Annotated in this window: 21 protein-coding genes; 12 read left to right on the top strand and 9 right to left on the bottom strand. The window is 71.0% G+C overall.

Translation table 11 applies throughout. The features are described 5' to 3' along the window. Positions 1-259 precede the first annotated feature (259 nt). On the top strand, positions 260-2,185 hold the full coding sequence (asnB, locus tag OVA21_RS05195) for an asparagine synthase (glutamine-hydrolyzing) (protein WP_268091934.1): 1,926 nt from the start codon (positions 260-262) through the stop codon (positions 2,183-2,185). Between the two features lie 18 nt (positions 2,186-2,203). On the opposite strand, the gene OVA21_RS05190 is transcribed toward asnB, so the two are convergent. Both OVA21_RS05190 and OVA21_RS05185 read right to left on the bottom strand, forming a co-directional pair. Further along, positions 2,204-3,181 (bottom strand): carbohydrate kinase family protein, encoded by a 978-nt coding sequence (locus OVA21_RS05190; RefSeq protein WP_268091933.1) that lies wholly within the window; start codon positions 3,179-3,181, stop codon positions 2,204-2,206. 73 nt (positions 3,182-3,254) lie between these two features. Further along, positions 3,255-3,602 carry a HesB/IscA family protein gene (locus tag OVA21_RS05185; RefSeq protein ID WP_067714160.1) on the bottom strand — a complete coding sequence of 116 codons (348 nt, stop codon included), beginning with the start codon at positions 3,600-3,602 and terminating at the stop codon, positions 3,255-3,257. A 166-nt stretch (positions 3,603-3,768) separates the two neighbouring features. Here OVA21_RS05185 and OVA21_RS05180 point away from each other — a divergent pair, with 166 nt between their 5' ends. From OVA21_RS05180 to OVA21_RS05170, 3 genes are read left to right on the top strand one after another with little or no spacing between them, the layout of a single operon-like run. Then, positions 3,769-4,470 carry a DUF3043 domain-containing protein gene (locus tag OVA21_RS05180; protein ID WP_096905669.1) on the top strand — a complete coding sequence of 234 codons (702 nt, stop codon included), beginning with the start codon at positions 3,769-3,771 and terminating at the stop codon, positions 4,468-4,470. Positions 4,471-4,510: 40 nt separating this feature from the next. Beyond that, complete coding sequence (gene cobT, locus OVA21_RS05175) at positions 4,511-6,268, top strand: nicotinate-nucleotide--dimethylbenzimidazole phosphoribosyltransferase (RefSeq protein WP_096905670.1); 1,758 nt, start codon at positions 4,511-4,513, stop codon at positions 6,266-6,268. Between the two features lie 6 nt (positions 6,269-6,274). After that, positions 6,275-7,051 carry an adenosylcobinamide-GDP ribazoletransferase gene (locus OVA21_RS05170; RefSeq protein WP_120285787.1) on the top strand — a complete coding sequence of 259 codons (777 nt, stop codon included), beginning with the start codon at positions 6,275-6,277 and terminating at the stop codon, positions 7,049-7,051. A gap of 11 nt (positions 7,052-7,062) precedes the next feature. On the opposite strand, the gene OVA21_RS05165 is transcribed toward OVA21_RS05170, so the two are convergent. Both OVA21_RS05165 and gcvT read right to left on the bottom strand, forming a co-directional pair. Next, the gene (locus tag OVA21_RS05165; RefSeq protein WP_096905672.1) at positions 7,063-8,154 is read right to left on the bottom strand and encodes a branched-chain amino acid aminotransferase; all 1,092 of its coding nucleotides are present in this window, start codon (positions 8,152-8,154) and stop codon (positions 7,063-7,065) included. A gap of 32 nt (positions 8,155-8,186) precedes the next feature. Beyond that, positions 8,187-9,299, bottom strand: a complete 1,113-nt coding sequence (gene gcvT / locus OVA21_RS05160) for a glycine cleavage system aminomethyltransferase GcvT (protein WP_268091930.1) — start codon at positions 9,297-9,299, stop codon at positions 8,187-8,189. A 142-nt stretch (positions 9,300-9,441) separates the two neighbouring features. Here gcvT and OVA21_RS05155 point away from each other — a divergent pair, with 142 nt between their 5' ends. The 5 genes from OVA21_RS05155 to OVA21_RS05130 all read left to right on the top strand — a co-directional run bounded on the left by OVA21_RS05155 (position 9,442) and on the right by OVA21_RS05130 (position 16,648). Then, a complete protein-coding gene (locus OVA21_RS05155; RefSeq protein WP_268091929.1) occupies positions 9,442-10,953 on the top strand; it encodes a leucyl aminopeptidase in 1,512 nt (503 codons plus the stop codon). Positions 10,954-11,671: 718 nt separating this feature from the next. After that, the gene (sucB, locus tag OVA21_RS05145) at positions 11,672-13,987 is read left to right on the top strand and encodes a 2-oxoglutarate dehydrogenase, E2 component, dihydrolipoamide succinyltransferase (protein WP_268091928.1); all 2,316 of its coding nucleotides are present in this window, start codon (positions 11,672-11,674) and stop codon (positions 13,985-13,987) included. 104 nt (positions 13,988-14,091) lie between these two features. Then, positions 14,092-14,769: a lipoyl(octanoyl) transferase LipB gene (gene lipB / locus OVA21_RS05140; RefSeq protein ID WP_268091927.1), complete on the top strand. Its 678-nt coding sequence runs from the start codon at positions 14,092-14,094 to the stop codon at positions 14,767-14,769. 21 nt (positions 14,770-14,790) lie between these two features. Then, entirely contained in the window at positions 14,791-15,807 is a 1,017-nt protein-coding gene (lipA, locus tag OVA21_RS05135) for a lipoyl synthase (RefSeq protein WP_206474283.1), read from the top strand. Positions 15,808-15,892: 85 nt separating this feature from the next. Further along, positions 15,893-16,648: a DUF4191 domain-containing protein gene (locus tag OVA21_RS05130; RefSeq protein ID WP_159148444.1), complete on the top strand. Its 756-nt coding sequence runs from the start codon at positions 15,893-15,895 to the stop codon at positions 16,646-16,648. A gap of 91 nt (positions 16,649-16,739) precedes the next feature. Here the strand turns inward: OVA21_RS05130 and OVA21_RS05125 are convergent, their stop codons facing one another. Next, complete coding sequence (locus tag OVA21_RS05125) at positions 16,740-17,225, bottom strand: RDD family protein (RefSeq protein ID WP_069389424.1); 486 nt, start codon at positions 17,223-17,225, stop codon at positions 16,740-16,742. A gap of 219 nt (positions 17,226-17,444) precedes the next feature. On the opposite strand from OVA21_RS05125, the gene glnA reads away from it, so the two are divergent. After that, positions 17,445-18,878, top strand: coding sequence for a type I glutamate--ammonia ligase (gene glnA, locus OVA21_RS05120; RefSeq protein ID WP_268091925.1), 1,434 nt, complete (start codon positions 17,445-17,447; stop codon positions 18,876-18,878). A gap of 117 nt (positions 18,879-18,995) precedes the next feature. Here glnA and OVA21_RS05115 read toward each other — a convergent pair whose 3' ends face one another. Continuing rightward, positions 18,996-19,400, bottom strand: a complete 405-nt coding sequence (locus OVA21_RS05115; RefSeq protein ID WP_096905678.1) for a hypothetical protein — start codon at positions 19,398-19,400, stop codon at positions 18,996-18,998. A gap of 189 nt (positions 19,401-19,589) precedes the next feature. Here OVA21_RS05115 and OVA21_RS05110 point away from each other — a divergent pair, with 189 nt between their 5' ends. Both OVA21_RS05110 and OVA21_RS05105 read left to right on the top strand, forming a co-directional pair. Beyond that, positions 19,590-20,006, top strand: a complete 417-nt coding sequence (locus tag OVA21_RS05110) for a hypothetical protein (RefSeq protein ID WP_268091924.1) — start codon at positions 19,590-19,592, stop codon at positions 20,004-20,006. 45 nt (positions 20,007-20,051) lie between these two features. After that, a complete protein-coding gene (locus OVA21_RS05105; RefSeq protein WP_268091923.1) occupies positions 20,052-20,861 on the top strand; it encodes a DUF1206 domain-containing protein in 810 nt (269 codons plus the stop codon). Between the two features lie 46 nt (positions 20,862-20,907). On the opposite strand, the gene OVA21_RS05100 is transcribed toward OVA21_RS05105, so the two are convergent. From OVA21_RS05100 to OVA21_RS05090, 3 genes are read right to left on the bottom strand one after another with little or no spacing between them, the layout of a single operon-like run. Further along, on the bottom strand, positions 20,908-21,456 hold the full coding sequence (locus tag OVA21_RS05100; protein ID WP_096907281.1) for a DUF732 domain-containing protein: 549 nt from the start codon (positions 21,454-21,456) through the stop codon (positions 20,908-20,910). A gap of 15 nt (positions 21,457-21,471) precedes the next feature. Further along, on the bottom strand, positions 21,472-22,437 hold the full coding sequence (locus OVA21_RS05095) for an endonuclease/exonuclease/phosphatase family protein (RefSeq protein ID WP_154830951.1): 966 nt from the start codon (positions 22,435-22,437) through the stop codon (positions 21,472-21,474). Beyond that, positions 22,434-22,805, bottom strand: coding sequence for a hypothetical protein (locus OVA21_RS05090; protein WP_241504659.1), 372 nt, complete (start codon positions 22,803-22,805; stop codon positions 22,434-22,436). Before OVA21_RS05090 ends, OVA21_RS05095 begins: the two co-directional genes overlap by 4 nt. Between the last annotated feature and the right edge of the window lie 29 nt (positions 22,806-22,834).

The following is a 22,834-nucleotide window of genomic DNA, read 5'->3' as shown; positions in this document are numbered from 1 at the left end:
CCGACGACGCCCGTCACGCTGTTCCACCATCACGCCTTCCTGATCAGCGGCACCGACCACGTGGCCGGGACACCTTAAAAGAGTAGACCACGGCTCTCAGAATGGAAGCCGCGGGTCCAGCAATTCACCCGCCCGCTCCCCCACGCCGTCGGCGGTGGGCCGGAGGGGTTCCGCCGACCAGTAGTATTCGATCGCGTCGCGACCCGCTCGGGCGGGTCACCGCTGACGCCCCGACGACGATGGACGAGGTACCCGACGCATGTGTGGCCTGCTTGGTCTGATCACCCCCGACGGCTCCGCCCGTACCCACGAGGCGCGGGTCCTTGGCGCCATGGGGTGCCAGCGCCACCGCGGCCCCGACGAGGTGGGCACCTGGGTCGACGGCGACATGGCCTTCGGGTTCAACCGCCTGTCGATCATCGACATCGCGCACTCTCACCAGCCGCTCCGCTGGGGTCCGCCCGAGCAGCCGGACCGTTACGCGCTGGTGTTCAACGGGGAGATCTACAACTACCTCGAACTCCGCGAGGAGCTGCAGCGCGAGCTCGGTGCCGTGTTCGCCACCGAGGGTGACGGCGAGCCGATCGTCGTGGCGTTCCACCACTGGGGCCCCTCGGCCGTCCGCCGGCTCCGCGGAATGTTCGCCTTCGCGATCTGGGACACCGTCGAGCGTTCGCTGTTCGTCGCCCGGGACCCCTTCGGCATCAAGCCCCTGTACATGGCGACCGGACCCGGCGGAACCGTGTTCGCGAGCGAGAAGAAGTCGGTCACCGAACTGATCGACCTCGTCGTCGTCGACACCTCCCTCGACACCCGCGCCCTCCAGCACTACGTCACCCTCCAGTACGTCCCGGAGGACGAGACCCTCACCCGGGGCGTCCGGCGCCTGGAGTCGGGATGCCATGCCACGGTCACCCCCGGCACCGAGCCCGTGATCCAGCGCTACTTCGAGCCCACGTTCCCCGTCGTGCCCGTCGCCGACGGCGACGCCGAGCGCCGCTACGACGAGATCGCCGCCGCACTCGAGGACTCGGTCGCCAAGCACATGCGCGCCGACGTCACCGTCGGCTCGTTCCTCTCGGGGGGCATCGACTCCACCGCCATCGCCGCCCTCGCGCGACGCCACAACGAGAACCTCCTGACGTTCACCACCGGTTTCGAGCGCGAGGGGTACTCGGAGATCGACGTCGCCGCCGAGTCGGCCGCCGCGATCGGCGTGGAGCACATCGTCAAGGTGGTCTCGCCCGAGGAGTTCGCCGCCGCGATCCCCGAGATCATCTGGTACCTCGACGAACCGGTGGCCGACCCGGCGTTGGTCCCGCTGTACTTCGTCGCCCGCGAGGCGCGCAAGCACGTCAAGGTCGTCCTCTCGGGTGAGGGCGCGGACGAGCTGTTCGGCGGCTACACCATCTATAAGGAGCCCCTGTCGCTGGCTCCGTTCGAGAAGGTCCCCGGTGGGATCCGTCGTGCGCTGGGCAGACTCAGCACCCGGATCCCGGAGGGCACCCGGGGCAAGAGCCTGCTGCACCGCGGCTCGATGAGCCTCGAGGACCGGTACTACGGCAACGCCCGCTCCTTCTCCGACGCGCAGGTGGAGGCGGTCCTCCGCGACTACCGACCGGAGTGGAGCCACCAGGACGTCACCGCGCCGATCTACGAGCGGTCCCGCGGATGGGACCCCGTCGCGAGGATGCAGCACCTGGACCTGTTCACGTGGCTGCGCGGCGACATCCTGGTCAAGGCCGACAAGGTCACCATGGCCAACTCCCTCGAGCTACGGGTGCCGTTCCTCGACCGTGAGGTCTACGAGGTCGCGTCGCGGCTCCCCCACACCGAGAAGGTCGCCCACGGCACCACCAAGTACGCACTGCGCAAGGCCCTCGAACGGATCGTTCCCGCCCACGTGCTGCACCGGAAGAAACTGGGATTCCCCGTCCCGACCCGTCACTGGCTGGCCGGGCCGGAGTTGCACGACTGGGCACGCGAGCACGTGGCGGCGTCCGGCACCGACGAGTTCGTGGACAAGGCCGCGGTACTGCGGATGCTCGACGAGCACCGCCGCGGCGAGTCCGATCACAGTCGTCGCATCTGGACCATGCTGTGCTTCATGATCTGGCACGGCATCTTCGTCGAGGGCCGGATCACCCCGGACATCGAGCAGCGCGAGTACCCCGTCCGCCTCTAGCAGGAGGCGGCGGGACGGTCAGGCGGGAAGGAGCGCCGACAGTTCCTCGGCGGCCTCGTCCCCGTAGGCATCGACGAGCCGGCGGCGGGCGGCGGCCGGGTCGATGGTCCACTCCTGCGTGCCCGTGGTCTCCAGGACGTGGGTGGCGATGAGGGCTCCGAACTGGGCGGAACGCTCCAGCGACAACCCGTCCAGGACACCGGAGAGGAAGCCCGCCCGGAACGCGTCGCCGACCCCCGTGGGATCCAGCAGGTTGTCCGACGGGACGATCCCGACCTCGATGGGCTCCGCGCCCTGCTCGACGATCACGACGCCGTTCCCACCCCGGGTGGTGACGCGGGTGCCGACCTTGGCGTCCAGCTCCTCTGCCGACCACCCGGTCTTGTTGAGCAGCAGCTCGTACTCGTATTCGTTGGTGAACAGGTACCGCGCCCCGTCGACCAGCTCACCGGCCGCGTCCCCGTCGAGGAACGCGAGCTGCTGGGAGGGATCGGCGGCGAAGTCCAGACCGAGCTCGCGGCACTCCATCGTGTGGGAGTGCATCGCCGTGGGGTCGTTGGCCCCGATGAGCACGATGTCCGGACGGCCGATCCGGTCGGCCAGGCGAGCCAGCGAGATCGTCGCCGCCTCCCCCATCGCGCCGGGGTAGAACGACGCGAGCTGCGCCATCTCCGAATCGGTCGTGCACACGAACCGCGCCGTGTGCAGAGCAGAGCTGATGTGGACCGCCGAGCAATCGACACCGTGCCGCTCGAGCCAGTCGCGGTACTCGGCGAAGTCCTCGCCCGCCGCCCCCACCAGATGGGGTCGCCGACCCAGGACGCCGAGCGCGAAGGCGATGTTGCCGCCGACCCCGCCCCGGCGGATCTGCAGCGAATCCACCAGGAAGCTCAGCGACACGTGCGCGAGCTGGTCCGGCAGCAACTGCTCGGAGAAGCGACCCGAGAAGGTCATGAGGTGGTCGGTGGCGATGGAACCTGTGATGACGACGGGCATGCCCCAGACAGTAGACGACCCGGACCGATCGGTGATCGGCCCGGGTCGCCCGGTCGTCAGTGCGACCGCGGCGTCAGTTGAACGAGTCGCCGCATGCGCAGGAGCCCGTGGCCTGCGGGTTGTCGATGGTGAAGCCCTGCTTCTCGATGCTGTCGACGAAGTCGATGGACGCACCGGTCAGGTACGGGACACTCATCCGGTCGACGGCGAGCTTGATGCCGCCGAAGTCGTCGACCACGTCACCGTCGAGCGAGCGGTCGTCGAAGAAGAGCTGGTAGCGCAGGCCCGCGCAGCCACCGGGCTGGACGGCGATGCGCAGCGAGAGGTCGTCACGACCCTCCTGGTCCAGCAGGGCCTTGGCCTTGGCGGCGGCTGCCTCGGTGAGCAGTACGCCGGTAGCGGTGTTCTCCGCAGTGGTCATGTCGGTTCTCCTTGCGATCGGAAGAGGGCTTCGGGGGCGTCGTGAAAGGTTCAACGCCCACCGGGGAGTCCTCTATTCCCCGGCACCCGTTCCCCCGCACACGATACGCCTGCTGTCGCCCATGGGTGAATGTCCGGCGCCGGTGTCGATCGCCTAGCCTGGGTGTGTGAAGTTGCGTGCATTCGGCTCCAGAGACGACGAGAGCGGCAAAGGCTCCCCCGCCCCCGAGGGGCGGCCCGCGTCCGCGTCCGCGGATGCGGCTGCCTCCGAGCCCTCCGGCGACCCGCGCCGCCCCGCGGGCAAGGGGAAGCCGACGCCCCGTCGTCGCGACCAGGAGCGCGCCCGCGGGGTGCGCCAGGGTCCGGTGACCGCGCCGGTCACCCGCAAAGAGGCCAAGGAGCGCAAGAAGGCCGCCCAGGCGACCATGACCAAGGACGAGCGTCGGGCCGCCAGGGCCGGCGAGCGCGCCGCGCGCGAGGAGCGCCGCCAGCTCATGATGGAGGGCGACGACCGTTACGTGCTCTCCCGTGACCGCGGAGAGGTCCGCCGGTTCGCGCGCGACTGGGTCGACACCCACCGGCGCCTCATCAACTGGTTCATGCCGCTCGCCCTGTTCGTGATCGTGTTCCAGCTCATCCCGAACCCGACCCTCATGGTCTACAGCCAGACCCTCTTCCTGGTGCTCATCATGGTCGTCGTCGTCGACGGCATCCTCCTCGGACGAACCGTGAACAAGGCGGTCCGCGAGAGGTTCCCGTCCACCGACGACACCGGTTTCGGCATGGGGTGGTACGCCGTCATGCGTGCGACGCAGCCCCGCATGCTCCGCACCCCCCGCCCCCGGGTCCGCCCGGGCGACGCCATCTGACCCGTCCAGAGCCACTGATCCCCGGAAGGGCCTGACCCCCATGCGCCTGCTCGTCCTCGGTGGTATCCGCTCGGGCAAGTCCGCCCACGCCGAGTCGGTGGCCGCGGCCACCGACGACGACGTCGTGTACGTCGCCACGGCCCGGCGCGACCCCGGGGACGACGAGATGGCCGCGCGGATCGAGACACACCGCGAGCGCCGGCCCACCCGGTGGGTGACCGAGGAGACGGAGGACATCGTCCGGGTCCTCGCCGACCACCCGACATCGACGATCCTCGTGGACGACCTCGGAGGCTGGTTGACGCGTCGGATGGACGCCACACTCGGGTGGACCGACGGGGGTGCCGCGGTCGCGGCGGACCTGGACGCCCTCGTCACCGCTGTCGCCGAGCACTCCGGCACCCTCGTCCTCGTCTCGCCCGAGGTCGGTCTGGGAGTCGTGCCGGACACGCTCTCCGGTCGGGTGTTCGCCGACGTGATCGGTTCGCTCAACCGGCGGCTGGCCGGGGTGTGCGACTCGGCGGTCCTCGTCGTCGCCGGTCGCCCCCTCCCCCTCGAGGCCGTGCACCCGACCGCCGGTAGCGTCGCGCGCACCCCCGCCGCGGCGACGGCGACGGTCACCGGTGCGACGACGGCCACCGGTACGACGATGGGTGCCGTCGGCGCGCCCGAGGCCGAGGCCGCGGCCGCGCCCCGGGACCTCGATACCGTCCCCCACGACTTCCCCGGCCTGGGCGACGTGTCGTACTACGACGACCCCGTCGCCTTCCCCCCGGTTCACCCGCCGTCCCACTCCGTCGCCGAGGAGGCCCGCGCCCGGCATCTCACGTTGACCAAGCCCGCGACGTCCCTCGGTCGGCTCGAGGAGCTGAGCGTGTGGGTCTCCTCGTGCCAGGAGGCGTGCCCGCCCCGCCCGCTCGACCGCGCCAGGGTGGTGGTGTTCGCCGGTGACCACGGCGTCGCCGAACACGGGGTGTCCGCGTTCCCGCGCGAGGTCACGCTGCAGATGGCCGACAACATCGTCGGCGGCGGCGCGGCGGTGTCCGTCCTCGCCCGCATGGCCGGCGCCACGGTCCGGGTGGCCGACATGGCGATGTCGGCCGAGCGTCCCGGAGGGCTCGACGACCACAAGATCCGCCGCTCCAGCGGGTCGATCGACAGGGAGGACGCCCTGACCCCCGAGGAGGTGCGGGCCGCGATCGCCGCCGGTCGTCGCATCGCCGACGAGGAGGTCGACTCCGGGGCGGACCTGCTCATCGCGGGCGACCTCGGCATCGGCAACACCACGCCGGCCACCGTGCTGACGTGTCTCGTCACCGGTCGCGAGCCGGTCGAGTTGGTCGGCCGCGGAACCGGGATCGACGACGAGGGCTGGATGCGCAAGACCGCCGCGATCCGGGACGCCATGTTCCGGGCGTCCGGCGACCTGCGGGACCCCGTGGCGATGTTGCGCAAGGTCTCCGGTGCGGACCTCGCCGCGATGGCCGGGTTCCTGGCCCAGGCCGCAGTTCGTAGGACGCCGTGCCTTCTCGACGGGTCCGTGGTCACCTCCGCCGCGCTCATGGCCGAGGCGATGGCACCCGGTTCCCGCCAGTGGTGGGCGGCCGGCCACCGCAGCGCGGAGCCCGCCCACACCGCCGCGCTGACGTACCTGTCCCTCGACCCGATCCTCGAACACTCGATGCGTCTGGGTGAGGGAAGCGGGGCCGTCGCCGCCCTGCCCGTCGTCCACAACGCCGTCGCGATCCTCACGCAGATGGCGACCTTCGCCGACGCCGGGGTCGCCGGCAAGGACTGACGACCCGTGCTCGCCGCGGTCCGACTCGCGTTGTCGTGGATGACGGTGCTGCCCGTGGGGCGACCGGGTGTCCCCGACTCCGCGGCGGCCGGCCGGGCGATGACGGCGATGCCCGTCGTCGGCCTGGTGTGCGGCGTCGTCGCGACCGCACTGGCCCACGGTGTGCACGCGATGGGGGCCGGCGCGCTGCTGTCCGGGGTGATCGGGGTGGCGGCCGTTCTGGCCCTCACCCGCGGGATGCACGTGGACGCGCTGGCCGACACCGCGGACGGACTCGGGTCGTACGCCGGCCCGGATCGCGCACTGGAGATCATGCGGTCCGGGTCCGTCGGGCCGATGGGGGCCGCCGTCCTGGTGTTGGTTCTGCTCGCCGAGGTGGCAGCGTTGGGCACCCTGGTCGACTCGGGGGCCTGGCTCGCCCCGGTCGCCGCCGTCGTCCTCTCGCGGTGCCTACCGGCCGTCCTGCTGCGCCGGGGCGTCCCCGCGGCGTCGCCGACCGGCTTCGGCGCGCTCGTCGCCGGCTCCCAGTCCCGCGTCGCCGTGGTGGTGACCGGACTGGTGTGTGCGGCCGCGGGCGCCGCGCTGGCGGGGTCAGGGTGGTCCGCCGCCACGTGGTGGGCCCCCGCGGCCGGCGCCGTGGCGGGCGTCGCCGCCTACGGCGCCGCGGCGGGCTTCGGCCGACACGCGGTCCGCCGGTTCGGCGGGATCAGCGGGGACGTCCTCGGAGCGGTGATCGAGACGGGCACCGCCGCCGCGCTGGTGGCGGCGGTGCTCCTGCTCTGACGGGGCGCGGCTCAGACCAGCGTCGTCATCCAGCCGAACGGGTCCTCCACGGAACCGCGCTGGATACCGGTGAGCGTCTCGCGGAGCCGCATGGTGATCGCCCCCGGCCCGCCGTCACCCACCGTGTAGCCGCCGCCGGAGTGCTGCACGGACCCGACGGGGGTGATGACGGCGGCGGTGCCACACGCGAACACCTCGGTGATCTCGCCGGAGGCCACGCCCGACTCCCACTCGTCCACCGAGACCTTGCGCTCGGTCACGGGGTAGCCGAGGTGGCGGGACAACTGCAGGAGACTGTCGCGGGTGACGCCCGGCAGCAACGAGCCGGACAGTTCGGGGGTGACGATCTCGGCGGAGTCGCCGGAGCCGAGGACGAAGAACAGGTTCATCCCGCCCATCTCCTCCACGTACTTCCGCTCGATCGCGTCGAGCCAGACCACCTGGTCGCATCCCTTGGCCGCGGCCTGCTCCTGGGCGCGCAGCGAGGCGGCGTAGTTGCCGCCGAACTTGGCGGCGCCGGTGCCGCCGGGGCTGGCGCGCACGTATTCGGTGCTCAGCCAGACGCTCACGGGGGCCACGCCGCGGGAGAAGTACGCGCCGGCCGGGGAAGCGATCACCGAGTAGAGGTATTCGTCGGCCGGCCGCACGCCGAGCCCGGTCTCGGTGGCGATCATGAAGGGCCGCAGGTAGAGCGCCTCCTCACCGCCGGCGGCGGGCACCCAGTCGCGGTCGATCGCCACGATCTGCCGCAACGACTCCATGAACAGCTCTTCGGGCAGCTGCGGCATGGCGAGGCGCTCCGCGGAGCGGTTGAAGCGGGCGGCGTTCTGCTCGGGTCGGAACGAGGCGATGGAGTCGTCGGCCTGCCGGTAGGCCTTGAGGCCCTCGAAGATCGTCTGCGCGTAGTGCAGGACCACGGCGGACGGGTCGATGGACAGGGGGGCGTACGCCTCCACGACCGGGGTGCCCCACTGCCCGTTCGAGTACGGGAGGGTAACCATGTGGTCGGTGAAGTGCTTGCCGAAGCCGGGGGCGGCGAGGATGGCCTCGCGCTCGGCGGTCGATCTCGGCGAGGCGGACGGACGGACGTCGAACTCGGACATTGCGGGTCTCGTTCCTGGAGGAAGGGGGCGGGTCAGCGGGTGCGGATCTCGATGAGCGGGGGTACCGCGAGGCGGCACGGTACCTCTCGTCCGCGTACGTCGACGACGACCTCGTCGCCCTTCTTCAGACCCGCGTCCAGCTCGATGAACGCGAGCGCGATCCCCGTCTTGAGGGTCGGTGAGAACGTGCCGGAGCTGGTGACGCCCACCTCGCGTCCACCGGCGCGCACGGTCTGTCCGGCGCGCGGGATCCCGCGTCCGGTGACCTCGAGCGCGTACATCCGGCGGGCGGGGCCGGCCTCCTTCTGACGCAGCAGTTCCTCGCGCCCCCAGAAGGCGGGCTTGTCCCAGCCGATGGCCCAGGCGCAGCGTGCCTCGAGCGGGCTGAGGTCCACGGACAGTTCGTTGCCGTGCAGCGGGTAGCCGGCCTCCGTGCGCAGCGAATCGCGGGCACCGAGACCGCACAGGGCGCCCTCACGGGACAGCACCTGCTCGGCGAGCGCATCCCAGATCGGGCCGGCCTCGTCCCAGGCGGGCAGCACCTCGAATCCGTACTCGCCGGTGTACCCGGTACGGCAGACCCGCACGGAGTGTCCGTTCCAGCCGGCGTCGACGTACGCCATGTAGTCGAGGTCGGTCGGCAGCCCCACCGCCTCGAGCACCTCTCCGGCGAGCGGGCCCTGGACCGCGATCACGGCGCGGGAACGGTGTTCGTCGGTGACGGTGACCACGGGCGCCCGCTCGGCGGCGGCGGCCTGCATCCGCCGGACCACCTCGGCGGTGTTGGCGGCGTTGGGGATGAGGAAGATCTCGGAGTCGGAGACCCGGTAGGCGATGAGGTCGTCCACCACTCCCCCGGACTCGTCGCAGCACAGCGTGTACTGGGCGCTGCCGGCGGCGATCCGGTCGAGGTCGTTGGTGAAGCACGAGTTGACGAACTCCGCGGCGCCCGGGCCGGTCACGAGCGCCTTGCCGAGGTGGCTGACGTCGAACAGTCCGACGGCGGTGCGGGTGGCGGTGTGTTCGGCGACGGTGCCGGCGTACTGCACCGGCATCGACCAGCCGCCGAACGGGGCGAAGGTCGCGCCGGCCTCCACGTGGCGGGAGTGCAGTGGTCCCTCGTGAAGGTCCCCTGTGTCTGTCATGTGGCCACTCCTCGCGCTCTACGGTCCGGCTGCCTGCCCACGTTAGTCGATAGACTATGGTGCCCTCGCCGTGGCGGTCCCGCCGCGTCGTCCGGGCATCACGACCCTTCCCGTACGTCCCGCCGACCCCCAGGAGCGCTTCATGCCGACCGCGCAGTCGATCCTCACCCACAGCCCGGATCTCGCCCCGATCGAGGCGGTCACGACGCCGGTGGACGCCGACGTCGTGGTGGTCGGTATCGCGGCCGATGCCGGGGCCGGAGAGGATGCGGCGCCCGTCGTCGTCGCCCCCGGTCTGGAGGGTGAGGTCACCGCGGCGCTCGCCGCGGTCGCGCGGTCGGTGGGCGCGTCCACCAAGGTCGCCTCCACCACCCGTGTCCCGGCGCCGGACGGTGTGTCGGCCGGGTCCGTGGTGCTGGTGGGGCTCGGGTCCTCCGACGACGAAGTGTCCGACGAGTCCCTGCGCCGCGCGTCCGGCGCCGCCGCGCGCGCCTGCCGCGGACTCGGGTCCGCCCTGGTGTTGCTGGACGCCGAGCGCGCGGAGCCGGTGGCCCTGGGAGCGGGGCTCGGATCGTTCCGCCCGGCCAAGGTCACCTCCAAGAACGACGACGACGAGAACAGCGATTCGCTGAAGGTGTTCGTCGCCGAGGGCGGCGCCGACGCCGTGATCCGCGCCGCCACCGTCGCCGAGTGTGTCGGGCTGGCGCGCGATCTGGTCAACACCCCGCCCAACCTGCTGTTCCCCGGATCGTTTGCCGACCGGGCCGCCGAACTGGCCCGCGACGCCGGTCTGGAGGTCGAGGTGCTGGACGAGGAGGCGCTCACCGAGGGCGGCTACGGCGGCATCCTCGCGGTGGGCGGCGGCTCGTCCCGCGGCCCGCGCATGGTGCGGCTCACCCACCGGGGCGCCGAGGGTCGACCCACCGTGGCCCTGGTGGGCAAGGGCATCACCTTCGACACCGGCGGCATCTCCATCAAGCCGGCCGCCGGCATGGAGCAGATGACCATGGACATGGGTGGCGCCGCGGCCGTCGTCGCCACCGTCATCCTCGCCGCGCGGCTGGGCCTGGATCTCACCGTGGTGGCGACCGTGCCCATGGCGGAGAACATGCCGTCGTCGACGGCGTACCGGCCCGGCGACGTGTTGACCATGTACGGGGGCACGACCGTCGAGGTGAAGAACACCGACGCCGAGGGGCGGCTCATCCTGGCCGACGCGATCGTCCGCGCCTGCGAGGACTCCCCGTCCCATCTCATCGACACCGCCACCCTCACCGGTGCGCAGATGGTGGCGCTGGGCAAGAAGACCCCGGGTGTCATGGGAACCGAGGACTTCCGCGACCGGGTGGCCGACCTCAGCCGGTCGGTCGGCGAGGGCGGGTGGCCGATGCCACTGCCCGAGGAGTTGCGTGCCGGGCTGGATTCCGAGGTGGCCGACCTGACCCACGTCACCCCGCACCGGTGGGGCGGCATGCTCTCGGCCGGACTGTTCCTCTCCGAGTTCGTCGCGGACGGCGTCGAGTGGGCGCACATCGACGTGGCCGGCCCCGCCTACAACGACGGTGGCCCGGAGGGGTACCTGCCCAAGGGCGGAACCGGGGTGCCCGTGCGGACCATGCTCGCCGTCCTCGAGGACATCGCCGCCGGAGCCTGAGTCTGCCGCGGGCGGCGGGGTCAGCGCGGCTAGCCCCCTCGGGCTCGCGCAGCCGGTCGCGGAGGCGCTCGGCCCGCTCGCGCCGCTCACGCTTGATGCGGACCTCCTCGTAGTCGCGCATCCGTTGGGGGTAGCCCTGGACGGCGGCGTCGAACAGGGGCAGCTTCAACTGCGCCGCGAGTTTCCGCGCGGTGGCCACGTCGCCCACCGGTCGGCGGGTCCACTCGCCGTCGAAGGCCACCAGGCACAGGCCGGGGACCGAGACGAGGGTCTCCGGTTCGAGATAGGCCTCCACGCCCACGCGGGTGCGACACCACCGGCGCAGGTGGTCGAGATCGGCCGGATCCGCCCGGACCCGCGGCCCACGACGCCCGAACAGGTCACGGATACCCACCGTCGATCCCTCCCGTCGGGCCCCCGTACGGGGTGAGGGCCGCCTATGGGACACGATCGTACCGACGCCCGACGCCCGTCACGCTGCGGGCGACCGGCGGGCGACCGGCGGATCGGGCACCGGCCGGGGTCGGGATCGGCACGTCCGCCGACGCCGAGAGGTGGCAGAGGGCACAATGGACGACGATCCTGGGTGGGGGCGCCACCGCGCATCCGGCCCCGGATCGACACGACGAACAGATAACTCACACCCACGACGCCGCTCACGCGGGCGCGGACCGCGCTTGCTGGCAGCGAATGAGAACTCTTGAGGAGTCACGACACCATGGCCTTCTCCGTACAGATGCCGGCTCTCGGTGAATCCGTCAGCGAGGGCACGGTTACCCGCTGGCTCAAGAAGGAGGGGGACACGGTCGAGGTCGACGAGCCGTTGCTCGAGGTCTCCACCGACAAGGTCGATACCGAGATCCCGTCGCCCGCCGCCGGCACGCTGAAGAAGATCGTCGCCGATGAGGACGAGACGGTCGAGATCGGCGGGGAACTCGCCGTCATCGACGACGGCTCGGGCGGGTCCGACGACGACTCCGGCTCCGGCTCCGGCTCCGCCGATGATGCCGACGACTCTGACGACGAGGCCGACCAGGCCGACGATTCCGCGGATGACGAGTCCGCCCCGGCCAAGAAGTCCTCCGGAGGCGGGGGCGGCGGCAAGGGCACCGACGTCGTCATGCCCGAACTCGGCGAGTCCGTCACCGAGGGCACCATCACCAAGTGGCTCAAGTCCGTCGGCGACACCGTCGAGGTCGACGAGCCCCTGCTCGAGGTCTCCACCGACAAGGTCGACACCGAGATCCCCTCCCCCGTCGCCGGCACCCTGCAGAAGATCGTGGCCGAGGAGGACGAGACCGTCGACGTCGGCGCCACCCTCGCCGTCATCGGCGACGGCGACGCCGCGAGCGACTCCGACGACGACTCCGGCGATTCCGGCTCTGACTCCGGCTCCGCCGATGAGGCCGACGACTCCGACGATCAGGCCGACGAGGCCGACGAGTCGGATGCCGCGGACGAGCCCGTGGACGACGAGCCCGCCGAGGAGTCCGCCCCGGCCAAGAAGTCCTCCGGAGGCGGGGGCGGCGGCAAGGGCACCGACGTCGTCATGCCCGAACTCGGCGAGTCCGTCACCGAGGGCACCATCACCAAGTGGCTCAAGTCCGTCGGCGACACCGTCGAGGTCGACGAGCCCCTGCTCGAGGTCTCCACCGACAAGGTCGACACCGAGATCCCCTCCCCCGTCGCCGGCACCCTGCAGAAGATCGTGGCCGAGGAGGACGAGACCGTCGACGTCGGCGCCACCCTCGCCGTCATCGGCGACGGCGACGCCGCGAGCGACTCCGACGACGACTCCGGCGATTCCGGCTCTGACTCGGACGAACAGTCGGCCGAGGAGCAGAACGCCACCGACGCCAAGGACAAGGGCGTGGACGCCTCCGACGAGGACGAGGTCCCCGAGGACACCCCCGAGACCGAGAAGAAGGCCGCCGCCAAGGCGGAGTCCGGGTCCGGGTCGACGTCCGGGAAGAAGGCCGAGCAGAAGAGCGAGAGGAAGGCCGCGAAGCCGCGCGGGTCGGAGAAGTCCGACGGCGGGTCCTCCGGCGACCTGCCCGAGCGGGCCGAGCCCGCGGCGGCCGCCAAGTCCGGCAGCTCGCCGTACGTCACCCCGCTGGTGCGCAAGCTCGCGCAGGAGCACGGCGTCGACCTGGACTCGGTCAAGGGCACCGGCATCGGCGGCCGGATCCGTAAGCAGGACGTCCTCGCGGCGGCCGAGGGCTCGGGTTCCGACTCCGGTTCCGAGACCCCGGCCGAGAAGAAGGCGCCCAGCGGCGGCCCGTCGAAGGCCGGCGTCCGGCCCGAGCTCGCGGAGCTGCGCGGCACCACCAAGAAGGCCAACCGGATCCGCAAGATCACGGCGCAGAAGACCCGTGAGTCGCTGCAGCAGACCGCTCAGCTCACGCAGGTCTTCGAGGTGGACATGACCCGGGTGGCGCAACTGCGCTCGCAGGTCAAGGAGCAGTTCGCCGACAAGCACGGCGCCAAGCTCTCGTACCTGCCGTTCTACGCCAAGGCGGTCGTCGAGGCCCTGGTGTCGCACCCGAACGTCAACGCGTCGTACGACGAGAAGACCAACGAGATCACTTACCACGGGTCGGTGAACCTCGGGATCGCCGTGGACACCGAGGCGGGGCTGCTCTCCCCGGTCATCCAGAACGCGCAGGACCTGGACATCCCGGGGCTGGCCAAGGCGATCATCGACCTGGCCGAGCGGGCGCGGGCGTCCAAGCTCACCCCGGACGACCTCCAGGGCGGCACGTTCACCATCACCAACATCGGCAGCGAGGGGGCCCTGTTCGACACCCCGATCCTCGTCCCGCCGCAGGCGGCGATGCTCGGCACCGGCGCGATCGTGCGGCGGCCCGTGGTGGATGCCGACGCCGACGGCGAGTCGATCGCCATCCGGTCGATGGGCTTCATGCCGCTGACCTACGATCACCGCCTGATCGACGGCGCCGACGCCGGCCGCTTCCTCACCACGGTGAAGGACCGGTTGGAGAAGGCCGAGTTCGACGGTGACCTCGACCTGTGAAGCCAGCTGATCGGTAGGTTCCGCTGAACCCCGCGACGGGCGTCCTCCTTCACGGAGGGCGCCCGTCGTCGTCGTCGTCACACCCCTCGGCCTACCCTGGGGACATGTCGCACACCGGTCAGTCCCTCCGCCGTGACCCGGCGCCCCCGGAGATCCGTCGGCTCGGCACCGTCGAGTACAGCCCCACCTGGGAGCTCCAACGCACCCTCGCCGAGGAGCGCGCCGACGGGCAGCGGGGCGACACGATCCTCCTCCTGGAGCACCCCGCCACCTACACCGCCGGCAAACGCACGGAGCCGTCCGACCGTCCCACCGACGGCACCCCGGTCGTCGACGTGGACCGCGGCGGCCGGATCACCTGGCACGGACCCGGCCAACTGGTGGGGTACCCGATCGTCGCGCTGACCGACCCCATCGACGTGGTCGAGTACGTCCGCCGTGTCGAGCAGGCCCTCATCTCCACCTGCGCGCGGCTCGGCGTGGAGGCCGGGCGCGTCGACGGGCGCTCCGGGGTGTGGTGTGCGGCCTCGGACGGCAGGCCCGAGCGCAAGATCGCCGCCATCGGGATCCGTGTCCAGCGGGGCGTGACGATGCACGGGTTCTCCCTCAACTGCGACTGCGATCTGACCGCGTTCTCGCGGATCGTCCCCTGCGGGATCGTCGACGCCGGGGTCACGTCGCTCAGCGCCGAACTCGGTCGCGTGGTGCCGGTGTCGGAGGTTCTCGACCAGGTCACCTCCGACATGGTGGAGGCGCTGGACGGCCGACTGCCCGTAGCGTGATTCGCGCGTAGGCTTGCGGCCGTGACTGTGACTCCTGAAGGCCGCAAGCTCCTCCGTATCGAGGCCCGCAACGCCGAGACGCCGATCGAGCGCAAGCCGTCGTGGATCCGTACGAGGGCCACCATGGGTCCCGAGTACAAGGAACTCAAGACGCTGGTCAAGACCGGTGGCCTGCACACGGTGTGCGAGGAGGCCGGCTGCCCCAACATCTACGAGTGTTGGGAGGACCGGGAGGCCACGTTCCTCATCGGCGGCGAGCAGTGCACCCGCCGCTGCGACTTCTGCCAGATCGACACCGGCAAACCCAGCGCCCTCGATCGTGACGAGCCGCGGCGCGTGGCCGTGTCCGTGCGCGAGATGGGTCTGCGCTACTCCACCATCACGGGCGTCGCGCGCGACGACCTGGAGGACGGCGGGGCCTGGCTCTACGCGGAGACCGTCCGCAAGATCCACGAGCTCAACCCCAACACGGGGGTCGAGAACCTCATCCCCGATTTCAACGGGGACCCGGACCAGCTGGCCGAGGTGTTCGAGTCGCGTCCCGAGGTGCTGGCGCACAACCTCGAGACCGTGCCGCGGATCTTCAAGCGGATCCGCCCGGCGTTCCGGTTCGACCGCTCCCTCGACGTGATCCGCGCCGCGCGCGACTTCGGCCTCGTCACCAAGTCCAACCTCATCCTGGGGATGGGCGAGACCACCGACGAGATCGTCGACGCGATGCGCGACCTGCACTCCGCCGGCTGCGACATCCTCACCATCACGCAGTACCTCCGGCCCAGCCCGCTGCACCACCCGATCGACCGCTGGGTCAAGCCCGAGGAGTTCGTCGAGCTGTCCGATCAGGCCCGTGAGATCGGTTTCGCCGGCGTCATGGCCGGACCGCTCGTCCGCTCGTCGTACCGAGCCGGCCGCCTCTACGTCCAGGCGCTGGAGCACCGCGGGCAGGCGGTTCCGGAGCACCTGCAGCAGCTGACGACAGGAGGTTCGGCGTCCCAGGAGGCCTCGAGCGTCCTGGACCGCGAGCGCGCCCGCGTCTGACCCGCCCACAGTCGGCCGGGGCGGGGCACCCCTCGGGTCAGCCGCGGTTCCCGGACCGCGGTGGCGGGCACGTATCCTGATGACCATGGCGAAGAGCGAGCTCACCAAGGCGGACAAGAAGGCGGCCCGGGCCGTCCGGCGGCAGGCGGGCAAGGAACAGCGCGGCCAGATGTGGCAGGCGCTGAAGATCCAGTCCAAGCAGGACAAGCTCCTGTGGCCGCTGATGATCGGCGCGGTCGTCCTGTCGACGGTTGTGTTCTTCCTCCTCGGCATGCTGTGGGGCGGCGAGTGGTGGATGCTCCCCCTCGGTGTGCTCACCGGCCTCATGCTCGCGATGGTGATCTTCTCGCGCCGCGTGCAGAACACGGTGTACGGCAAGGCCGAGGGGCAGCCGGGCGCGGCCGCGTGGGCCCTGGACCAGTTGCGGTCCGGGTGGCGGGTCAACCAGGCCGTCGCCGCCACGACGAGTTTCGACGCGGTCCACCGCGTGGTCGGCCGGTGCGGGATCGTGATCGTGGGCGAGGGCGAGCCGCGCCGGCTCAAGCCGCTCATGGCACAGGAGAAGAAGAAGGTCGCCCGGGTCGTCGGCGACACCCCGATCTACGAGTTGATCGTCGGCGAGGAGCAGGACGCGACCCCCGAGCAGGTGCCACTGCGCAAGCTGAACCGCCGGCTCACCCGATACCCGATGAACATCAGCCGGGCGAAGGTCGACGCCCTCGACACCCGGCTCCGCGCGCTGAGCACCAAGACCGGCATTCAGAACCAGATGCCCAAGGGCCCGGTCCCCCAGGGCGCGAAGGTGCGCAACATCCAGCGCAGCGCCCGCCGCCGCGGCTGAGCCGTCCGCCGTCAGGCTGTCGCAGCCACCGGGCTCACGACGCCCGCCGCCCGTCCCGGGCGGCGGGCGTCGTCTCGTCAGCGGGTACGGATCAACGGGTACGGATCAGAGTGGTGCCGGTGGCGCGGTCGTGCATGCCGCGTCCGTCCTCGTCCTGGATGAGCGGGGGCAGCAGGAAGAAGATGAACACCACACGCACCAGCGCACGGACGAAACCCACCCGCTCCTCGGCGTCGACCCGTGCCGTGCCGATGCCGACCAGCGCCTGCCCCGGCGTCTGGGCGAACAGCCACACGCAGACCACGCCGCTCACGCCCCACAGCAGTGGCACGGCCCAGCTGGAGACGGCGGAGAACGAGTCGCCCCCCAGCGTCTCCGGGCCGAGCAGCATCACGATGACGGCGACCAGCCCGTAGGCGAGGAACCAGTCCACCGCCAGCGCGCCGACACGAACGCCCAACGGGGCGATCGAGCCCGCGCCGGACGCCGGGAGACCGAGATTCTCACCCTTGTACTTCTGCTCCGGCCCACTGCCGGAGGTGGGGCCGGACAACCATGATCCCGCAACGTCACGCATACTGCTCAGGGTAGCCGGGCGACCTGCCGATCCCCATGTCGGCGATACCCCGCTTCGGGTGACTAAACTGACCCTATTGGGAGGGACCCACCCGGCCGGTGACGTAACACCAGCGAAACATTCGCTTGACGGCCGGGCAACACCTCGCCCATATCGTGAGGTCACCGCACGACGGGAGACACCGGTTTCCCGTCGCACTTCAGAGACGAGGAGCGAATCGTGGCATTCTCCACGCCGGACGAGGTCATCAAGTACGTCAAGGACGAGGGCGTCGAGTACGTCGACATCCGGTTCACCGACCTGCCGGGTAACGAGCAGCACTTCACGATCGCCGCAGCGGCGTTCGACGAGGACATGTTCGAGGACGGCCTGGCCTTCGACGGCTCCTCCATCCGGGGGTTCCAGTCGATCCACGAGTCCGACATGATGCTCCTGCCGGATGTCGCGACGGCCCGTCTCGACCCCTTCCGCAGGGCCAAGACGCTCAACATCAGCTGCTTCGTCCACGACCCCTTCACCCGTGAGGCCTACAGCCGCGACCCGCGTAACGTCGCCCGCAAGGCCGAGGAGTACCTGCTCTCCACCGGCATCGCCGACACGTGCTTCTTCGGGGCCGAGGCCGAGTTCTTCGTGTTCGACTCCGTCCGCTACGGCTCCGGGACGAATCACGGTTTCTATGAGGTCGATTCGAGCGCCGGCAACTGGAACACGGGCGCCGGCCAGGAGGCCGACGGCTCGCCCAACCTGGGCTACAAGGTCCGCGAGAAGGGCGGGTACTTCCCCGTCGCCCCGTACGATCACTTCGTCGACCTGCGCGACGAGATGTCCACCAACCTCACCAACGCCGGCTTCGAGCTCGAGCGTTTCCACCACGAGGTGGCCGGCGCCCAGCAGGAGATCAACTACAAGTTCAACACCCTGCTGCACGCTGCCGACGACGTCCAGCTGTTCAAGTACATCGTCAAGAACACCGCCTGGAAGAACGGCAAGTCGGCCACGTTCATGCCCAAGCCACTCTTCGGCGACAACGGCTCGGGCATGCACGCCCACCAGTCGCTGTGGAAGGACGGCAAGCCGCTGTTCCACGACGAGTCCGGCTACGCGGGGCTGTCCGACATCGCCCGCTACTACATCGGCGGCATCCTGCACCACGCACCATCGCTGCTGGCGTTCACCAACCCCACGATCAACTCGTACCACCGGCTCGTCCCGGGCTACGAGGCCCCGATCAACCTCGTGTACTCACAGCGCAACCGCTCGGCGTGTGTCCGGATCCCGATCACCGGCAACAACCCCAAGGCCAAGCGCATCGAGTTCCGCTGCCCCGACTCGTCCGGCAACCCGTACTTCGCGTTCGCCGCGATGATGATGGCCGGCATCGACGGTGTGAAGAACAAGATCGAGCCGTTGGCTCCGGTCGACAAGGACCTCTACGAGCTCCCGCCGGAGGAGGCCGCCGACATCCCGCAGGCGCCCACCTCGCTGCCCGCCGTCATCGACCGTCTCGAGCAGGACCACGAGTACCTCACCGAGGGTGGCGTGTTCACCGAGGACCTCATCGAGAACTGGATCTCGTACAAGCGCGAGAAGGAGATCGCCCCGGTGAACCTCCGTCCGCACCCGCACGAGTTCGAGCTCTACTACGACTGCTGACCCTCATGCCCGCCCTGACCTGCCCCCGCGCAGGCCGGGGCGGGCATCGACTTCGGTCGTAGTGCCGGGCGCCGCCCGCGCGGTCATCACCTCGATGGCCGGGCGGGCGGCGCCTTTCTAGCTACTCGCGTGGCCGAAGGTCCACGCATCCACCGACGAGATCCGGACGCGCATGACCGGGATCGGAGCCTTCTCTCCCCTCTGCCAGGCGTCCGTGACGTGGATGAACGAGGCCACCCTGTCCTCCCCGTCCAGTGCCTCCTCGTACTTCGTGATGCCGATCTGCCGGAATGCACTGGCCTGGGCATCAGCCACCTGCTCGGACTTCTCATCACCCGTCAGCGCGTCGAAGGTGGCCGCCTGGATCCGCATGAACTCACCCTCGGTGGTGAGGTTGCCTTCCCAGGTGTTCCCGTTGATCACCAGGGTGATCGGGAAGTTCACGGGAGCCTGCTCGATGCCCTCTGCCATCTGGCGGAGCAGGTAGTCGAGGTCGGTTGCGCCTTCATTGCCGGTAGTCACAGCTCGAGTGTATCGGCGCCGGGCGGGCACACCGCCGGGACGCGGTCGTCCCGCACACCCCGCTACAGCTGCTGAGCCCCTCCGGAGCGCAAAAACCGTGAACCGCCCGGCCGTCCCGGCCGGTACGCCTACGGTGGTGGCAGGTAAGCAGCCACTGCCGGGCAGGACGCCGGGAAGGAGCCGGACCACATGGACACCGACGAGTTCGACTTCCGGAGTTCCTCGCCCCGGGCCCGGCTGCTCAAGGTCGTCGCCGCAGCACTGGATCCCGGCCACGACCCCGAGACCGACCGGCAGGGACAGGGGCAGGGCTATCCGGTCCTGCTCAAACTGTCGAGGGTGCTGGCCCCCGAGGAGGCGCGCCTGATCCTCGAGCGCAACCCCTTCCTCCACGCCGTGGCCGGTTCCCGGAAGCTCATCGCCATGGACACCTCGGTGGAGACGCTCCGTGAGCAGAAGGACCGACTCCAGCTCCTGCTCGCCGAGGTCGAGGCCGACGCCCTCGCCGAACAGGCGCGGATGCGGATGGAGGAGCACCGCGCGGCCGAACTGCGGCTGGCGGAACTGCGCCGTCGCAACGAGGTCCTCGGCGAGATCGAGTGGTGACAGGGTTCGAGTGGTGAATCCGCGGCGACGTGGGAGAGTTCACCCATGAACTCCCCGATACGTTCTGCCACCGTCTCCGGCGCCGCGCGCTCCGCCGCCGACCATCCCGCGCTCGAGTGGCTGGCCCGCGCCGGATACGTCATGAACGGCGTGCTCCATCTGCTCATCGGCTGGATCGCCGTCAGGATCGCACTCGGGTCGGGCGGCGGCGAGGCGTCCAACTCGGGTGCGCTGGCGGAGATCGCGAGCGCACCGGGCGGTCAGGTCATGCTATGGGTCGGCGCCGTGGGCTTCCTCGCGCTGGGTCTGTGGCAGATCACCGAGCTGTTCCTCGGGTCCGAGGAGACCTCTGGCCGGATCAAGGCCGCGGCCAAGGCGGCCGTGTACGTGGTCCTGGGACTGACCACCGCGCGGTTCGCCTCCGGGGGCGGGGGGTCCGATTCCGCGACCGCCTCCGGAGCCACGGCCGGGCTGCTCGGCTCCGGGGTGGGGAAGATGGCCCTGGTCGTCGCCGGGCTCGCCATCCTCGCGGTGGGCGGCTACCACGTCTACAAGGGGGCCACCACGAAGTTCGTCGAGGACCTCGAACGCACCGGGTCCGGGGAGGTCGGCCGGGCCATGATCATCACGGGCCGGGTGGGGTATGTCGCCAAGGGCATCGCCTTGGCGATCCTCGGGGGCCTGGTGATCGCGGCCGTCGTGACCGCGGATCCGGAGAAGGCGGGCGGGCTGGACGCCGCCCTGCGGGCGGTTGGCGAGCAGCCATTCGGTCAGGTGCTGCTGGTGCTCACCGGCGCGGGGATCGCCCTGTACGGCCTCTATTCGATCGGGCGGGCCCGGTACGGCCGGATGTGACCTGACCGAGAATTACCCAGCCGGGCGTGACCCGGCCGGGCGTGCCTCAGCCGAGCTTGGGGAAGTTCTCCGGGCAGTAGGTCCCCACCGCGGCGCCGAGGAAGAAGCCCTGGCCGTCCGCGTCGAGGCGGGCCCGCTCACCCAGCCATCCGGAGACCTCGTCCATCTGCTGCCCGCCGTCGAACCGGCCGCAGGCCTCGGTGGCCGTGGCGACCGGGTCCACGCCCTCGGGCAGGACGACACCCCGCCGCTCGAGCAGGGCGACGAAGTCCCCCGCACCCGGAGCCGGCGGCGCGGGCTCCGCGGGCGCGGGTTCCGGCTCGGGTCCGGGCGCGTCCTCGGGCGGAGGCAGTGGTTCGGGCTCCCCCGGCATCGGTTCGGGCGCCGGCGACTGCGGCGGAGGGGGCGCGACGGGACCGGTGGGTTTCTCCGGCCGCTCCTCGGCGAACGGCGACGACGAGGCGGCCGACGCGGCCGGGTCCGAGGACACCTCCGGGGCCTGACCGTCCACCGTCGCCCCGCCGCACCCCGCGAGGAGGGCCACCGCCGCGGCCGAGGTGACGCCGCTGGCGATCAGGCGGATGCGTGAACTCATGGTGCGCATGCTAGGTCACCGAGCCCGCGGCGCGGGCAGAAGCACCGTCGCGACCACGCCGCGATGGTCCGTCCTGGCCACCTCCACGGTGTCCGTGTCCCCCACCGCGACCGCCCCGCGGGCCAGCACGTGGTCGATCCCGATGAGCGGCGGGATCCGTCGACCCGCCGGCCAGGTGGGTACCCAGCCGTCACTCCCGCCGGAGACGGAGTCGGTGTACCCGAGGCCCCGCAGGTCACGGAACCGCACGTGATCCCAGGTGGCGTTGAAATCCCCGCCCACCACCACCGGCGCGGGCCCGGGAAGGCTGCCGAGGTACCAGCGCAGGCGATCGGCCTCCTCCACGGCGGCGGGGGCGTCGAACACCGGGGCCACCGGGTGCGCGGCCACCACCGTCACCGGGCCGCCCGGCCCCGCCATCTCGGTGCGTACCAGCCCGAGGCTGAAGCCCGGGACCCGCTCGGGCGGGGAGAGCGGGAACCGCGACCACACCGCGACCCCCTGCGTCGTGGGAGCGGTCGAGGCGGCCTCGTGCGGCAGCAGCCCCGTGAGACCCGCCGTGCGCAGCGCGTCCGCCGCCTCCGGGGTCGTCTCCACGGTCATGAGCAGATCGACCCCGCCGGTGCGGACGGCCCGGACCACGTCGTGTGGGGCGGCTCGGCCGAACTCGAGGTTCTGCACCATCACCCGCATCGGGATGCCCTCGTCGTCGTTGATCTGGCGTGGCGGTGCCACGAGGGGCCCGTACTGGACCACCCCGGCACCCACCAACACGACGGCGATGATCCCGAGCAGCACCGACCGCGCACGCAGTGCCGCGATCAGGGCCACCAGGGAGAACGCCCAGGCGGCGACCGCGAAGCTCGCCAGCACCGGCACGGCCGGGATCTCCGAGCGGGAGTGGTGTAGCGCCACACCCGCGCCGGCGACGAGCGCGGCGAGGACGGCGACAGCCCGGGCGACCGGGCGGCGAGGGCTCAACGCAGGAACTTGCGCAGGTCCCCCAGCGCGGCGATCACGCGGTCCAGGTCGTCGCCGTTACGCACCATCGAGCGCACCGTCTCGGCGACCGACGCCACGGTCGGTGAGGACGACGACGCAGCCCCGGGCGCGGCGGGACCTTCCACCGGCTGGCCCACCAGCGCGCCGGAGGCCGCACGGGCCGATCCTGCCCGGCGGCGGTCCGGGCCGAGGTCCACCTCGAAGCGGTCGCCCTTGTCGTCGGAACCGAGGCAGCGGACCCGCTCGTCGGCCGGCACCCCGGCGGCGCGGACGGCGTCGACGAACTCGTACAGCTCGCCGTAGGTCACGCCGTCGAGGGTGAGGGTGAGGTTCATGGTCACAGGCATGGACCCAGGTTATCGGCGTGGGAGCACCT

Source organism: Dietzia sp. SL131 (genome assembly GCF_026672565.1).
Lineage (GTDB): Bacteria > Actinomycetota > Actinomycetes > Mycobacteriales > Mycobacteriaceae > Dietzia > Dietzia kunjamensis.
This window is presented reverse-complemented; position numbering and strand designations above follow the sequence as displayed.